This window comes from Roseivirga thermotolerans (assembly GCF_014653175.1).
Taxonomy (GTDB): Bacteria; Bacteroidota; Bacteroidia; order Cytophagales; family Cyclobacteriaceae; genus Roseivirga; species Roseivirga thermotolerans.
Genome location: NZ_BNAG01000004.1, coordinates 115,183 through 130,178 on the forward strand (window position 1 = coordinate 115,183; position 14,996 = coordinate 130,178).

Here is a 14,996-nt window from a genome sequence, read left to right on the forward strand (position 1 = left end):
ATTATAGTGTGTTTTGTTTGGGTGGAAAGGTATTCTACACTATCGGGAAAATATTTCTCGAAATGACAGGGAGTAGGGGGCTTATGGAGTCTGAACGGCCACTTTAGCAGTTTTTGGTTGTTGGCCGGAAATAGCCAACTGGCAAAATAGTGCTATCTTCCTAACCAATAAACACCCAATCATGAAAAGACATTTAAAGGTAGCCTCTCTGCTGATAGCACTTTCTCTGTTGCTAAGCAGTAAATGCCAAAACACAGGCGAAGACGAACGCGAACATAAATTCGGATACGTGAATTTTAATCTGGGAGAATCGCCCGTGTCGTCACCCGGTAGGCAAGAACTTTCATTGTACGGTTGCAACACGGAAATAACTACCCGCGGTACGATATGGAACGGGCAGGAAAATCTGGAGTGGAATACCAAGAACCAGGTGCTGGAAAATGTACCCTTTGGGTATAGAGAAGAAGACGGCCGTAAATACTTTATCTCCAAGTATTACATGGCTTCTCCTCCTGTTATGGAACTGATGACCGCCAATGCCGGAGAAAAGGCAGCAAGAGCTAACATTGGTCTAGTTATCCCCGACCAGTTTACTTTTTTTGGTGAAAAGCCTGTGCAAATAGTACACCTGGACTATACCATTTTAGAGCCGGTATATCTGAATTATGTGGAGGTGGACTATTATTTCCGGCCAGGAAAAAATGAAATGTCTTGCGGAGATTTGGGAGTGGATCTGATTCCTCTGAATATTCGATGTAAAGATTTTTTATGGCGCAACAAATCCTCTACAGGTTCTATTCAAGAGGCAAAAGGAGCTTCCGGAATAGGCAGACTAAAAAATGAGAAAGGACAGAATCAGGTATTTTTACCAAGTTATGGTCCCAATGGGGAAGACTGTCTGGATTGCACCATTACCATATTAGACGATATTCTTCTGAACCACGAAGTGTTTTTTGCCACTGAAGACGGGTTTTCCAAAACCATTAGCCTGACGGATTTTTATAAAAAGAATGGCCACGAAATGCCTATTCCTCTGGCATGTCGGCCGCGCTTCGAACTTCCTGCCGGGTGTAAGTCTAACGATTGACGCACCCAGGCTAAACCCTGTTAACGATTACCGCTGATGGTAAGCTGTTGACCTTGACCATTGGAGAAACTTGTGGTCAGTATACGAGGCCGAACATCTTTGTTTTCCTGTTCCACAATGGTTATTGCCCCGGTAGGAGTGGAGAACCTGGCAAGGAAAGATTCTTGCTCCGTCAGGCTGTTCCTAAGCCCCAGTGTATGGAGTAAACCTACCAACAGTTCACCGCCCTCTATAACTACCTCCTTAAGCCCGTTGAAACCATTGCTGTGAATGGTAAACTCTCCGGTGGCCGGGTTTGGGTGGTGGTAGGTAATAAAAAAAATATGACTCAGGGGTGAGTATTCAGGAAAGGCAATGTAAGTCCACAAACTGCCGTTAGTCACCTCATGTTCAATGTTCAACTGGCGTAGAGCTAAAACTATTTTGTGGTGTTCCGGCCCTGTAAGCGCCAGGTAGGCCCCGGTATAATGTTGTTCAATTAAGGTCTTGTATTTTAGGGCTACATCGTCAGTTGGCTGTCCTTTTAAACTCATAAGCTCTACATAGCTGCCGTTTTCAAATTTGACATGAGCATTGAGTAAGCCGTTGGAGTGCAGTTTTCCGGGTTTTAAAGTAAAACCCATGGAAGCGAACCTGTTTTTGGCGCTATCGAGGTTGGAATAGGCATACACCACATGGTCAATCTGTAAATTTTGAGCAACGGCAAGAATTGGGCAAGCAATCCATAGAATGGCAAAGAACAAAAAATAAGTAGAAACGACCGGTCTGGACATGAAGCGCTGTTATGTTCAGTGAATTTGGTCAAAAGCGGCCTGGCAATCAATACCTTCCAAAATAAAAGGAAACTACGTTCCACACTTTAGGCTTGAATAAACCAAAACCAATTAGTGCAGAATGTCAACCCAACCTCTTTCTATCTTTCCAGCGTTTTTCCTTCAGAGTAGTTTCAATCTTGGGTTTTTTTAAAACTTCCGGGCTGATCCTTAGAGCTTAGTTTCGATTTGCCCATTTTTTGCTACTTACTAGCTCGATGACCCGCATTGTTAAGGCTAACCACAAAAAGCGATAATGAACCCTTCAATCATAAAGAGTTTCTATTCAGTGTTCCATCCACGAGTCGCCAGATATTCAAAGGGTTGCTGTCTTTGAGAGCATCGGGTAGTGCCTCTTGCGGAAAATCCTGATAGCAAACGGGGCGCACAAAACGCTTAATAGCCGCAGTGCCTACAGAGGTAGTTTGTGGAGCCGTAGTAGCCGGAAAAGGGCCTCCATGTACCATAGAATGGCATACTTCAACACCAGTTGGGAAGCCATTGAACACAATTCTACCTACCTTTTCTTCCAGAATACTTACCAGTTCCGCATACTCTCGTAAATCTTCTTCCGTACCATGTATAGTGGCCGTCAGGTGGCCTTCCAGACCTCTTGCAAACTGAAGTATTTCTTCTTTGGCCGATGCATTGACCAACAAAGTAGCCGGCCCGAATACTTCTTCTTGCAGGGCTTTGTTTTGTAGCACCGTGGTTATGTGCGCTTCAAATATTTGGTTAACAGCTTTATTGCCTTCAGCCACGCCTGTTGAATGACTAAGTTCTGTTACACCCGGGCTACTTTTAAGTTGTTCTACGCCCAGATTAAAGGCACTTTTAATTCCTTGCGAGAGCATGATGCCTTCGGCCGAAGTTTCATTGCAGGCCGCCAATGTTTTCTTAAACTGGTCTGTATGCTCGCTTGAAGGGAGTACCACCAGACCGGGGTTGGTACAGAACTGACCCACTCCGAGAGTAAACGAGCCTGCTAGTCCCTTGGCAAGGGCTTCCGCTTTACTTGCCAAGGCTCCCGGAAGCATAAATACCGGGTTGGTGCTGCCCATTTCTGCATAAACAGGAATAGGCTCGGGACGTTGATTGGCCGCATCGAAAAGTGCTTTTCCGCCCCTATAAGAGCCTGTAAAACCAACCGCTTTAATGTTTGGGTCATTTACCAGGGCCATACCTACTGCTATGGTTTTACCCTGAACAAGAGAGAATACTCCTTCCGGTAGGTTACACGCCTTGGCTGCTTTGAGAATAGCTTGAGCCACCAATTCGGAGGTGCCCGGATGCAAAGGGTGGCCTTTTACAATAACCGGGCAACCGGCTGCAAAGGCCGAAGCCGTATCGCCACCGGCTACTGAAAAAGCAAGTGGGAAATTACTGGCTCCAAAAACAGCCACAGGGCCAAGTGGCCGTTGCATTTGCCGCACGTCAGGCTTTGGAAGTGGCACCCGGTCGGGGTCAGCGCGGTCAATTCGGGCATCAACCCACGAACCTTCACGTACTACTGAGGCAAACAGCTTAAGCTGGTTCATAGTACGGCCTCGCTCGCCTTCCAGTCTGGGGCGTGGTAGAGCCGTTTCTTCCATGCATCGTTCAATTAGGGCGTCACCCAGAGCCAAAAGTTCATTGGCAATAGTCTCCAGAAAAAGGGCTTTTTGCTCATTATCTATTTGCTTAAAAGATGAATAGGCTTTTTTGGCAAAGGCGGTTGCCTGTTGAATTTCTTCTTCCGTAGCCTCAAAAAAGTCTGTGGGCAGATTTTCAGAGTTGGCGGGATTAATTGCCTTGAAAGTGTCTTTTCCCTTAGCAGAGGTAGAAAATCCGATGAATTGATGTCCGGTAAGCGAAGCCATAGGTTTGTTTTGGGTTTGAAATCAATGTCAGGCCAAAATTATGGGCTTTCTTTTCAGGCGCAACCTTCATCACCAATATCTGCTGATTAAATAATTAAGGTTAGCAATATGAAAGGCTTCTGCTATTTTCAACCAAACCTTAAAATACATGATGAAGAATATACAACTGCTGATTTGTGCTTTGTTGATGGCCCTGCCGGGTATCATGGAGGCACAAATACCACACCCCAGAGAGACATTTGGCCATGAAGTTGGAGCCGATTATAAGTTGGCCGATTATGACCAGATGCTTGAATACTACGACAAGCTTGCCGCTTCTACCGAGCGTGTACAGATGGTAGAAATTGGTAAATCGGTTATGGGACGTCCCATAAAGCTCTTTTTTATTTCCAGCGAGAAAAATATGGCTCAGTTGGAGCGATGGAGAGAGATTAGTGAAAAACTATCGAGGGCTGAGATTTCTGAGGCAGAGGCCCGGCAGCTGGCCAAAGAAGGTAAGGCCATTGTGTGGTTCGATGGTGGAATGCATGCCACGGAGCGGGCTCACGCACAAATGACTTCTGAGCTGGCCTGGAGAGTTGCCGCAGAGGAATCGGAGGAAATGCAAAAGATCAGGGAAAACGTAATTACTCTTATTGTTCCCGTAATGAATCCCGATGGACTTGATATTGTAGTTGATTGGTATCGTAAAAACCTGGGAACACCTTTCGAAAATACCTCTCCACCAATTCTGTATCAGAAATACGTGGGGCACGATAACAACAGGGATTGGTTTATGAACAATATGCCCGAGACAAAGGCAGTTACCCAGGTGCTATACCACGAGTGGTATCCTCAAATCGTACACAACCATCACCAGACCGCACCGCGTTGGGCCATGATATTTATTCCGCCTTTCAGAAGCCCGGTAAACCAAAAAATCCATCCCGGTGTTACCACCGGAGTTAATCTAGTGGGAACGGCCATGGCCAACCGCTTTGCCATGAAGAAAATGCCAGGGGCCATAGCCACCACGGGCTATTCTATGTTCTGGAATGGAGGTATGAGAACGGCTCCTTACTATCATAACCAGATAGGAATACTCACAGAAACGGCTCAACCCAGCCCAACGCCTACTGAGTATGACCCTGAGCGATTCCCCGAAACAGTGGGGGGGAAGGCCTCAAACGGAACAGAGATTTTCTATCCATTTCCATGGAAAGGCGGAATGCTTCATTTTAGAAGTGCTGTGGATTACATGCTGGAGGCATCGATGGCTGTACTTGATTTGGCAGCCGACAAGAAAGACGAGTTTCTTTACAACATCTATAGCATGGGACGCGATGCTATTGAAGATCGGTCTGGCGCTTTTGCCTATGTTATTCCCAAAGACCAGTGGAATCCAAGTGAAGCCATAAACTTAACCAATATACTAATGCAGGGTGGCATAGAGGCTCATAGAGCAACGGCTCCTTTTACAGTAAATGGGAAGACCTATGAGGCCGGATCTATCATATTCTACGGAAGTCAGGCTTTTAGACCCTTCCTTGCCGATTTAATGGAGAAGCAGGTGTATCCTGATCAGTTTCGTTATCCGGGAGGGCCTCCAATGCCGCCATACGATCTGGCAGGATGGACGCTGCCATTGCAAATGGGAGTAACTGTAGACCGCATAACCGATACCTTCAACGCTTCGGCAGAGGAGGTCTCTGAAAAACTTGTGCCTGAAGCAGGGCAAGTTGCCGGCTCGGGTCGCTATGGATACGTATTTTCCAACAAAGACAACCTGAGTGCCAAGGCCATTAACCGATTGCAAAAAGCCGGTTATACGGTGAGTTTATTGAAAGCGGACGATGACAATGCCAAAGCCGGTTCTGTAATAGTAAGAAGCAAGAGAGGGCTGGATGATGAAGTGCAGAAGCTAAGTGCAGAGCTTGGCCTGGACTTTACGCGTCTGGCTAAGGCTCCGGCAGCACCCATGGAAGAACTAAACCGCGTGAAGGTTGGAATTTATAAATCATGGCAGGCCAATATGGACGAAGGGTGGACACGCTGGATGCTAGAGCAGTTTGAGTTTGATTTGGATACCCTGCACAATGAGCAAATTCAGTCGGGCAATCTCTCTCAATACAGTGCACTTATTTTCCCCTCTCAGAGTGGGAGAGGCATCATGCAGGGGCATAGCCAGGGAAGAATGCCTGAAAAATTTGTGGGAGGAATTGGTGAAGAAGGTGTAAAAGCTCTCGATACTTACGCCAAAAGCGGAGGAACCATCATTTTCTTCGATGCTTCCAGCGACTTTGCTATCGAACAGTTCAAACTACCGGTCAAAAATGTACTCAGTGGTTTGAAGGATACGGAGTTCTTTATACCCGGGTCACTCATCAGGACAGATATTGATACTTCCAATCCGTTGGCGTTTGGTATGATGAACCAAGTTGCCGCTTCATTCGATAATAGCGGAGCCTTTGCTGTAGAAAGTGGAGCTCAAGGTATCGAAGAAGTAGCAAGATATGCTTCAGACAATCTACTAATGAGCGGTTGGGCCATGGGAGAAGAAAAGTACCTGGCCAATACTTCGGCCATGCTCAATGTGAACTATGGAGGAGGTAACCTTGTGTTGTTTGGCTTCAAACCACAGTTTAGAGGTCAGCCCAGAGGTACTTACAAGCTTATCTTTAACTCCATTTATCAGGGAGCAAAAAAGAATAAGATAAACACGAAGAGATAAAACCGGCCTCAGAGTCTCCTAAAAGGGCCTCGGAGATTAATGGTTCTTCAGAGTTCTCTGTGAGAGCCTCTTATGGAGAGAAATAGTTGTCATTCCCGCGAAGGCGGGAATCTCCAAATCAGTACAACCAATAATTAGCCCACGGTTTAAACCGTGGGCTAATTTATTTATGTTCCTGCCAAATTTGATTCTCTAAAATCTGACTTCAGGAATCTAAAAACTATCTTTGCAGCCATGACGAAAACGGATTTCAAAAGACATACTGTTACAGCTGCTTTGCCCTATGCCAATGGTCCTGTTCATATTGGCCACCTGGCAGGGGTATATATTCCGGCAGATATTTATGTGCGCTATTTGCGTTCCAGGGGAGAAGATGTGGCCTTTATTTGTGGTTCCGATGAACACGGAATGGCCATTACCATGCGTGCCCGAAAAGAAGGTATAGACCCTCAGCAAATCGTAGATAAATACCACGGCATGATCAAAAAAAGCTTTGATCAACTAGGTGTTTCTTTTGATATCTATTCGCGCACTTCCAACTCGGTGCATCATGAGACAGCACAAGAATTCTTCAAAAAGCTTTACAAGGAAGGGAAGTTTGAGGAGCGCGTAAGTGAGCAATACTTTGATGAGGAGGCCAAGCAATTTTTGGCAGACCGCTATATTACAGGTACCTGCCCTAAGTGCAACCATCCATCAGCCTATGGCGATCAGTGTGAGAATTGTGGTACTTCACTCAACCCAACCGATCTGATCAACCCTAAATCTACACTCACAGGAAATCCACCCGTACTTAAAGAAACTAAACATTGGTATCTGCCCCTGCAGAACTATGAAAAGTGGCTCAATCAATGGATAGTAGAAGGACATAAAAATGATTGGAAACCCAACGTGTGGGGCCAATGTAAGTCCTGGATTGATGGTGGTTTGCAGCCTCGAGCCATGACACGGGATTTAGATTGGGGGATTCAAGTGCCAGTTCAGGGAGCCGATGGTAAAGTACTCTACGTTTGGTTCGATGCCCCAATCGGTTATATCTCGGCTACCCGCGAGTGGGCTGCAGAGAAGGGAATAGATTGGGAGCCTTACTGGAAAGACAAAGACACCAAGCTGGTGCACTTTATTGGCAAAGATAACATTGTGTTTCATTGCATTATTTTCCCTGCCATTCTCAAGGCACATGGCGATTATATTTTACCGGAAAATGTTCCGGCCAATGAATTTTTAAACCTGGAAAACGATAAGATATCGACCTCAAGAAACTGGGCCGTTTGGTTACACGAATACCTTCAGGAGCTTCCCGGTAAGCAAGATGTGCTACGCTATGCCCTTTGTGCCAATGCTCCCGAAACCAAAGACAACGATTTTACCTGGAAAGACTTTCAGGCTAGAAACAATAGCGAACTTGTAGCCATATTGGGCAACTTTGTTAACCGGGCAGTGGTTCTTACCCACAAGTATTTTGAAGGAAAAGTGCCTGAGCGGGGAGAGCTATTCGATATCGATAGAGAAGTACTTCATGCCCTGGGTCAGGTACCCAAGAAAGTAGGCGATTCTATAGAACGTTATAGGTTTAGAGAGGCTCTTGCGGAGATGATGGACCTGGCAAGAATAGGCAATAAATACCTTGCTGACACCGAGCCATGGAAACTGATAAAAACCGATGAAGAACGAGTAAAGTCCATTCTAAACATTGCTTTGCAATTGGTAGCTAATCTGGCTATCGTAGCTGAGCCGTTTATACCCTTCAGTACGGCAAAACTAAGCGATTTCATTAACCTCGGACAATTAGATTGGTCAGTTGCCGGCTCTGACGATCTGCTCAAGGCAGGCCATGAATTGAAGCAACCGCAATTACTTTTCGAGAAAATAGAAGATAAAACCATAGAAGAACAAATTCAGAAACTGGAGAATACTAAGAAACAAAACCAAATGGAGAACAAAGAAGTAGAAGTAGCCCCACTCAAAGAAACCATTGTATTTGACGATTTTATGAAATTGGACCTTAGGGTAGGAACCATTTTGGAAGCCAAACGAGTGGAGAAGTCCAATAAGCTACTTCAGTTTTTGGTAGATACTGGTGTGGATAAACGCACCATTTTGAGTGGAATTGCCAAGCATTATTCTCCTGAAGAAATGATTGGTAAACAAGTAACCATTGTGGCCAATTTAGCTCCAAGGCCAATGATGGGCACGGTTTCAGAAGGCATGATTCTGATGGCTGAAGACGCAGAAGGTAACCTAAGGCTTATTCAACCCAATGAAAACGTAAACCCGGGTTCTACCGTAAGTTAGTTTAAGGTTAATGGTTTAAAGGGGGTAAACCGGTGCTAAAACCGGCCTGCTGAGAGCTATGGTAAAGGTAGGGCGTTTATGGTGAAGCTATTCCCTTCCAGAGGATTTAAGGGTGTCCATAACCATGTACTCCAAACTATAAACTCTGAACAATGAACCAGAAACCAAGAACCTTGAACATAAAACAGTTTCATGAAAATAAATGCGCAACGCTTGTTGGAAAACCTCGATCGCTATGCTCAAATAGGGAAGAAGGGCAGAATTGGTGTGGAGCGCATAGCCCTGTCTAAAGAAGACAAAGAGGCGAGAGATTTACTCAAAACTCAAATGACTGATGCCGGACTGGAAGTTCATATCGATCAGTTGGGTAATATGATTGGGCTTAGAAAAGGCAAGTCTGAAGGTAAGCCGGTGGCTTTTGGGTCACACCTCGATACTGTCTATTCGGGAGGCAGATACGATGGCGCACTGGGAGTACTTGCGGGTTTAGAATTGATTCATACGCTCAATGACAATCATATCGAAACAGACAAACCTTTGGCGCTCGTCAACTTTACCAATGAAGAAGGAGTAAGATTTGCTCCAGATATGATGGGCAGCCATGTGTATGCCGGCAAGGCCGACCTCTCCGAAATTTTAAAATCTTCAGCTTATGACGACCCCAACGAAACAGTCGGAAGCTGCTTAAAGTCTATAGGTTATGCCGGTAAAATGAAGCCGGGAGCTATAGAATTCGATTCATTTTATGAGCTACACATTGAGCAAGGTCCGGTATTGGAACTGGAGCAAATAAATATTGGGGTTGTGGAATTGGTGCAGGGTATTTATTGGACGCGTTATGTGATAAAAGGCGAAGCAAACCATGCAGGAACCACTCCATTGTATTACCGCAAAGATGCCGGTTTTGCCTCTGCCAAAGTTCAACAGTTTGTGGGAGAATATGCTCGAAAGCGAGATAGTCGGGTATTGACTACCGTGGGGTCGGTCAAGTTTAGTCCGGGGGCAATCAATATAGTCCCTGAAAGTGCAGCCTTTACCCTGGATGTTCGTAGCACTGACGAAACGCTTCTCAAAGAGGCACAGAAAGATATCGATGCTTATATAAATGATGTGGTAGCGAGCGATAAGCTGTTATTGGAAAGAGAGGAAATGGTACGATTTGGCCCGGTTCGTTTCCCATTAGCCATGACTGACAGTGTGCAGCATGCCACTAAATCTTTGGGATTGACCTATAAAAGAATGCCTAGTGGAGCCGGACATGATGCTCAAATGATGGCCTCTTTTTGTCCTTCGACCATGATTTTTATTCCTAGCGTAAAAGGCATCAGCCACAATGTAGAAGAGTATTCTCACGATCATGATGTGGAGAATGGAGCGAATGTGCTACTGGCAGCGGTTCTTGGAAAATCGGGAATTGGGTAATTAGTCAATTGGTCATTTGCCAGATTCAGATAGTTCCTTGAGTTTATTCAATGCCCTAGGCCAGGTCTCATCAAAATAATTAAGGTATTCTTCTGCGAGTTCGATTTCTGCAGTTACGGTGGTTATCCCATTGTGCTCATGGAATGAATAGTTCTCCAGACTACCTGCCCAACTTTCAACATCAGGGCCTTCGGTAATTTCGTTTTCTCCGTCTAAAATTCCGTAATGACGAATAGAGACAAACTCAAATGGAATGTTCTCTGCAATTTCAGATACCATGCCGCCCTTCTTACCATTTTCATCCGTTCCGACAAAATATATCTTGGTGCCTTTCTCCCAGCTTCCTTCATAAGTTGAGGTTGGATTGAATTCGGCTGTCCATTGATTGTAGGTCTCAATATTGTCAAGCCCCAGCATGGTCTTGTAAACCTTCTCAGCAGATGCCTTAATATCCATTGTGTATTGTATCTTTTTCATGCTTGAATCCATTTCCTTACTCAAGATTATAAGCTTTTTTGTCTTTCCAGAATTTTGACAATTCTATTATTTATGATCTCCGACAGATTCCAGTTATAAAGTTTGGGATCAGTCGTGCTGTAAAAGGCTATGACAACAGCATCAAGGTCCTTATCATAATTTGCAAAACTTTGGTACCCCGGAACCCAACCTCCGTGCTCAAACTCATATATGGAAGCGTAGATTTCCTGTTCTCCCGGTTCGAATAACGACCCATCATTCAATGCCCTTAAGAAGATGCCCACATCCTCTGCGGTGGCATGCATGCCGTGATCGTTTTCTTTTAAGTCAAATTCGTAACCTTCATGATAGCCACTCATTACATCGTCTATGTTCACTTCATTGAGCGAAGCATGGGTATTGTTAAGACTTAAAGGGGTTAATACTTCTTCTTGAATGAATTGAAAGTTGGGATAACCTAATTCTTCATCCATTATCTTATTGATCAACAGGTAATTCGTATTGCAATATTGATAGTCTTCGCCCGGTTCGAAGTTGGCTGGTTGGTTCTCAATCAGTGCCAGACTTTCTTCGAAGGTTTCTGTTGGAGCAGCCCAGAAACCTGGGCTATCAGTAAAATTCGGAATGCCACTTCTATGCTGAATCATCAACCTCAAAGTGATCTTATCCGCATTTTCAATGCTGCCCACTAGCTCAGGTAAATAGTCGGCTAATGTTTTATCGAGAGATAGCCTTCCATCATTAACCAATTTGGCAACAGCTACAGCATCATATAGCTTGCTGATGCTGGCAATCTTAAATAATGCCTGTGGGTAAGCCGGAATTTTTGTGTCTCTGTTATGCCAGCCGGATGCAAAATACCGGGGTGGTTGGCCAGCTTGATCTACATAAACAATCATTCCATCAAACCCATGGCCAATGGCTTCATCCAATTGCTCCTGAACTGTATCAGGCAGTGGAAGTATCCATGCTTTAACCAATAGCCAGGGCACAAAGTACAGCGTGCCTATTGATGCGGCAATAAAAATGACTTTAAGTATGCGTTTCGTTTTTTTCTTGGTCATGATTCAGGGCTGTATATTAGTGGGCTTTTGAGTGCCCAATCGATTGTCATCAAATGTTAGCGATATATCTTAAATAGCATTGTGGACAGTAATAGTGTGTTATATGATCCTCAATTTCGAAAACTCATAAAGAGAATGGAGGTCTATCTAACGTATTTCAAATACCGCTCGTTGGTCCAGTGAAATACTTCCAGTATACAGTCTTTCGTAAAAAGCGTACTAAGTGATAATATGGTCAGGCAAGCAGTTAGTAATGAAGTTGAACTGAAGTCCATCCCAATAAACTCATGGGCATAGTAAATAGTGTAATAAATCATATAACTACCAAGGCCGATTTTGCCCAGCTGGTGGCTAATGACCATCGATTTCTTTCTCCATTTCCTGAATACTCTCCTAAAGTAGAAGTAGAGTGATAACCATGAAATGGAACTAAGTGCGAGAAGTAAGACGAGGTTAAATGATGCAGGCAGATTTTTCAATATTGTACTCAAGGCGAAAGATGCCATAATGACCAGCAGTGTAACCCAAGCCCTTTCTGACCATAGATATTTCTTCAAAAGACCTTTACGGATGGATTGATAATGCTTTCCGAAACCCTTTCTAAACTCATCTTCCATCACGCTAAAACCCAGTGGGCCAAAACCTGCATGAACTTCATGTATGGCTTTCGTGATTGATTTGTTAGGGTCTGATTCCAGTTTAACTTCAACGGCAGAAGCCACATGATCCAAAATCTCCATTTCTACTTCAATATGAGTGAAACCTCTGGAGTGGATGAATTTCTTGATTTCAGCTAATTGATCTTGTGTGAGTTTCAATTGAAAGAGGTTTTGATGATGAATTCTTCCTTATAAAGCTTGCTCAGCGTAAAGAATGAGATAAGCATAATGATGCTTAATGGAATGCATATTTCAGGGTGAATAAACAGGCTGCCATAAATGTCTTTGTCAGCGAACATGTTCCAACTTTGAATGGTCATGTTGGGTACTTGCAGAGCCAGAGCCATAAAAGGGGTGAAGATCTGGTAGACCTCTGAGGTTCGGTAAACCTTGCCGGCCTTTTTACATTTCCTCCAAAACTGGATCCATTTGCCAAAGAAGAAAGTCAATGGAATGAAAATAAAGCAGATGGAGCTTATCGTAATGAGGGTTTTAATACCAAAAAGCTGCGATAGCGTCCAACATCCAAGAATTACACCAAAAGTGATTAATACATTGGGCCAACCCAGGAAGTAGCTTATAAAAATCTGACCAAATCGTTTTCTTACTAGTCTAATTCTGGCCTTAGTTCTCTGATCTCTTATCTTGATGATGCCATTTACTCCTCCAAAACTTGGCTGCACTACATCTCTGATGTGGGCATCGATGCCCTGACTCTTGTCCTTTCGGTTTTCAAAGGAGGTACAGATATGATCATACATTTCCTCAAAGAACTCCATAGTATTGATGCCTATGGTTTTGAGATACTGTTCAATTGTGTGTTGTTCATCTTTCGTAATCATCCCAATCCAAGTTTAGGGTTTAACACTTTTTGGAGGTTTGCTAAAAATTCTTCCAGCTCAGAGACTTTGGCTTTGGCTTCAGCATTGCCTTCCTTGGTTAGGGAGTAGTATTTGCGGACTCTGCCGTCTACCAATTGAGTTTCTGTGGTCAGGTAACCTTCGGCTTCCAGTTTATGTAGGGTAGGATAGAGAGCTCCTTCGGTGATCTTAAATTCACCTTCGGTGAGTTGCTTTACTTTCTGGGTAATCTCATAGCCATACATCTTTTCTTGCTCTTCCAAGAGCCGAAGAACAATAGTGGCCAGGCTTCCCTTGAGTAGTTTACTTGAAGACATATCCAAGTATACATAATTTTCTTATGTATAAGAAACTTGGGTATTGATTTAGTTTATTGTTTATAGTTCATTGGAGGGCACACTATGAACTATAAACCATGAACCATAAACCAACTAGTCATTGTACTCTGTCATGGTTCGGCTAATGCCGATGGTGCAAAAGCCATAAATCATATCAATGGCCTTGTCCATTATAAATGGTAGTTCATCAAACTCTTGTGGGGTAAATTTGCTAAGTACATAATCTACCTGTCTACCTTTCGGAAAATCATCACCAATGCCAAACTTCAGCCTGGGGTAGTTCTGCCCTCCCGTAAGGTCTTCGATGTTTTTGAGTCCGTTGTGTCCGGCACTGGAGCCTTTGGCGCGCATTCTAAGTTTGCCAAAGGGAATGGCAATGTCATCTACAATCACCAGGCAGTTTTCTTTAGGAATGTTCAGTTCATTCATCCAATGGCGCATGGCTTTGCCGCTCAGGTTCATGTATGTGGTAGGCTTAATGAGGTGGATAGTACGGCCTTTGTGTTTTACTTCGGCATGATAGGCCAGACGAGACATTTCGAAAGTGGCTCCTTTCTGATCTGCCAGCCTATCTAATGTCAAAAAGCCAATATTATGACGGGTAAGTTCATATTCCGGGCCAATGTTGCCAAGTCCGATGATCAAAAACTTCATGAAGTCCGAGTTTCAAGTTTGGTGTTCAAAGTAAGTAGTCAAACTCAAGATTTTAAACTTAAAGCATTAAACTTTGAGCACATAAAATAAAAAATCCTGCCCATTGCTGAGCAGGATTTCCATAAGCTTATAATTCTATTATTCTGCTGATGCTTCTTCCTCAGCCTCGTTTTCAGCGGCCTCAAGTTCTTCGGCAGACTTACCTCTAAGGGCTCTTGGAATAGCGATGTTCACTACTGTTACCAATGAGCTGGTAAGGAATTCGAAATTGTCGGTAGGCAGTTGACCTACTTTTATAGACTTACCAATTCTTAGATTAGTTACATCAATTTCAATTACCTCTGGCATGTTTTTCGGCAGGGCCTTCACTTTCAATCTTGGGTTTTTCAAGATAAGTGTACCACCATTTTTTACACCAATGGCATTACCCGTAGCTCTTACCGGAATATCCATCTTAATTGGCTTGCCGGCAAATAGCTGAAGAAGGTCTACGTGCAACAAGGCTTCGCTTACAGGATGCCACTGAGACTCTTGTACAATTGCTCTATACTCAGTGCCTTCAATGTTTAGCTTAATAAAGCATGCTTCAGGCGTGTACAATACAGGACGAAACTGAATGGCCGGTGCATAGAAGTGCACTTGCTCATCGCCACCATACAAAACACCTGGTACGTTGCCTTCAGCTCTAAGTCTGTTTGCTTCGGCTCTTCCGAGATTTGCTCTTTTAAACCCTATAATCTCTACTTCTCTCATTTTTAT

At 44.0% G+C, this 14,996-nt stretch carries 13 protein-coding genes; 4 read left to right on the forward strand and 9 right to left on the reverse strand.

Going from position 1 to position 14,996, the window contains the following annotated elements; all coding sequences use genetic code 11:
- The first annotated feature begins 181 nt into the window (after positions 1–181).
- Positions 182–1,087, forward strand: coding sequence for a hypothetical protein (locus tag IE164_RS14235; RefSeq protein WP_189630924.1), 906 nt, complete (start codon positions 182–184; stop codon positions 1,085–1,087).
- Between the two features lie 20 nt (positions 1,088–1,107).
- Here IE164_RS14235 and IE164_RS14240 read toward each other — a convergent pair whose 3' ends face one another.
- A complete protein-coding gene (locus IE164_RS14240) occupies positions 1,108–1,860 on the reverse strand; it encodes a VOC family protein (protein ID WP_189630925.1) in 753 nt (250 codons plus the stop codon).
- Positions 1,861–2,168: 308 nt separating this feature from the next.
- Positions 2,169–3,758 carry an aldehyde dehydrogenase (NADP(+)) gene (locus tag IE164_RS14245; RefSeq protein ID WP_189630926.1) on the reverse strand — a complete coding sequence of 530 codons (1,590 nt, stop codon included), beginning with the start codon at positions 3,756–3,758 and terminating at the stop codon, positions 2,169–2,171.
- A 148-nt stretch (positions 3,759–3,906) separates the two neighbouring features.
- On the opposite strand from IE164_RS14245, the gene IE164_RS14250 reads away from it, so the two are divergent.
- The 3 genes from IE164_RS14250 (at position 3,907) to IE164_RS14260 (ending at position 10,185) form a co-directional block, all read left to right on the forward strand.
- Entirely contained in the window at positions 3,907–6,468 is a 2,562-nt protein-coding gene (locus IE164_RS14250; protein ID WP_189630927.1) for a M14 family metallopeptidase, read from the forward strand.
- Positions 6,469–6,702: 234 nt separating this feature from the next.
- Entirely contained in the window at positions 6,703–8,763 is a 2,061-nt protein-coding gene (metG, locus tag IE164_RS14255) for a methionine--tRNA ligase (RefSeq protein WP_189630928.1), read from the forward strand.
- Positions 8,764–8,955: 192 nt separating this feature from the next.
- Positions 8,956–10,185 carry a M20 family metallo-hydrolase gene (locus IE164_RS14260; protein ID WP_189630929.1) on the forward strand — a complete coding sequence of 410 codons (1,230 nt, stop codon included), beginning with the start codon at positions 8,956–8,958 and terminating at the stop codon, positions 10,183–10,185.
- A 12-nt stretch (positions 10,186–10,197) separates the two neighbouring features.
- Here the strand turns inward: IE164_RS14260 and IE164_RS14265 are convergent, their stop codons facing one another.
- The 7 genes from IE164_RS14265 to IE164_RS14295 all read right to left on the reverse strand — a co-directional run bounded on the left by IE164_RS14265 (position 10,198) and on the right by IE164_RS14295 (position 14,990).
- Positions 10,198–10,662, reverse strand: a complete 465-nt coding sequence (locus IE164_RS14265; RefSeq protein ID WP_189630930.1) for an SRPBCC family protein — start codon at positions 10,660–10,662, stop codon at positions 10,198–10,200.
- Between the two features lie 26 nt (positions 10,663–10,688).
- On the reverse strand, positions 10,689–11,726 hold the full coding sequence (locus IE164_RS14270) for a serine hydrolase domain-containing protein (protein ID WP_189630931.1): 1,038 nt from the start codon (positions 11,724–11,726) through the stop codon (positions 10,689–10,691).
- Positions 11,727–11,869: 143 nt separating this feature from the next.
- The gene (locus IE164_RS14275) at positions 11,870–12,544 is read right to left on the reverse strand and encodes a hypothetical protein (protein ID WP_189630932.1); all 675 of its coding nucleotides are present in this window, start codon (positions 12,542–12,544) and stop codon (positions 11,870–11,872) included.
- Entirely contained in the window at positions 12,541–13,227 is a 687-nt protein-coding gene (locus IE164_RS14280) for a hypothetical protein (protein WP_189630933.1), read from the reverse strand. The genes IE164_RS14275 and IE164_RS14280 overlap by 4 nt, the downstream gene beginning before the upstream one ends.
- Positions 13,224–13,562, reverse strand: a complete 339-nt coding sequence (locus IE164_RS14285; RefSeq protein ID WP_189630934.1) for a PadR family transcriptional regulator — start codon at positions 13,560–13,562, stop codon at positions 13,224–13,226. Before IE164_RS14285 ends, IE164_RS14280 begins: the two co-directional genes overlap by 4 nt.
- A 114-nt stretch (positions 13,563–13,676) precedes the next feature.
- The gene (gene pth / locus IE164_RS14290) at positions 13,677–14,237 is read right to left on the reverse strand and encodes an aminoacyl-tRNA hydrolase (RefSeq protein WP_189630935.1); all 561 of its coding nucleotides are present in this window, start codon (positions 14,235–14,237) and stop codon (positions 13,677–13,679) included.
- 138 nt (positions 14,238–14,375) lie between these two features.
- A complete protein-coding gene (locus tag IE164_RS14295; RefSeq protein ID WP_189630936.1) occupies positions 14,376–14,990 on the reverse strand; it encodes a 50S ribosomal protein L25/general stress protein Ctc in 615 nt (204 codons plus the stop codon).
- Between the last annotated feature and the right edge of the window lie 6 nt (positions 14,991–14,996).

What these genes read in the sequence shown, in the direction of transcription:
- IE164_RS14235 (WP_189630924.1), top strand. Translation starts at nt 182, where the DNA reads ATGAAAAGACATTTAAAGGTAGCCTCTCTGCTGATAGCACTTTCTCTG.
- IE164_RS14240 (WP_189630925.1), bottom strand. Translation starts at nt 1,860, where the DNA reads ATGTCCAGACCGGTCGTTTCTACTTATTTTTTGTTCTTTGCCATTCTA.
- IE164_RS14245 (WP_189630926.1), bottom strand. Translation starts at nt 3,758, where the DNA reads ATGGCTTCGCTTACCGGACATCAATTCATCGGATTTTCTACCTCTGCT.
- IE164_RS14250 (WP_189630927.1), top strand. Translation starts at nt 3,907, where the DNA reads ATGATGAAGAATATACAACTGCTGATTTGTGCTTTGTTGATGGCCCTG.
- metG (WP_189630928.1), top strand. Translation starts at nt 6,703, where the DNA reads ATGACGAAAACGGATTTCAAAAGACATACTGTTACAGCTGCTTTGCCC.
- IE164_RS14260 (WP_189630929.1), top strand. Translation starts at nt 8,956, where the DNA reads ATGAAAATAAATGCGCAACGCTTGTTGGAAAACCTCGATCGCTATGCT.
- IE164_RS14265 (WP_189630930.1), bottom strand. Translation starts at nt 10,662, where the DNA reads ATGAAAAAGATACAATACACAATGGATATTAAGGCATCTGCTGAGAAG.
- IE164_RS14270 (WP_189630931.1), bottom strand. Translation starts at nt 11,726, where the DNA reads ATGACCAAGAAAAAAACGAAACGCATACTTAAAGTCATTTTTATTGCC.
- IE164_RS14280 (WP_189630933.1), bottom strand. Translation starts at nt 13,227, where the DNA reads ATGATTACGAAAGATGAACAACACACAATTGAACAGTATCTCAAAACC.
- IE164_RS14285 (WP_189630934.1), bottom strand. Translation starts at nt 13,562, where the DNA reads ATGTCTTCAAGTAAACTACTCAAGGGAAGCCTGGCCACTATTGTTCTT.
- pth (WP_189630935.1), bottom strand. Translation starts at nt 14,237, where the DNA reads ATGAAGTTTTTGATCATCGGACTTGGCAACATTGGCCCGGAATATGAA.
- IE164_RS14295 (WP_189630936.1), bottom strand. Translation starts at nt 14,990, where the DNA reads ATGAGAGAAGTAGAGATTATAGGGTTTAAAAGAGCAAATCTCGGAAGA.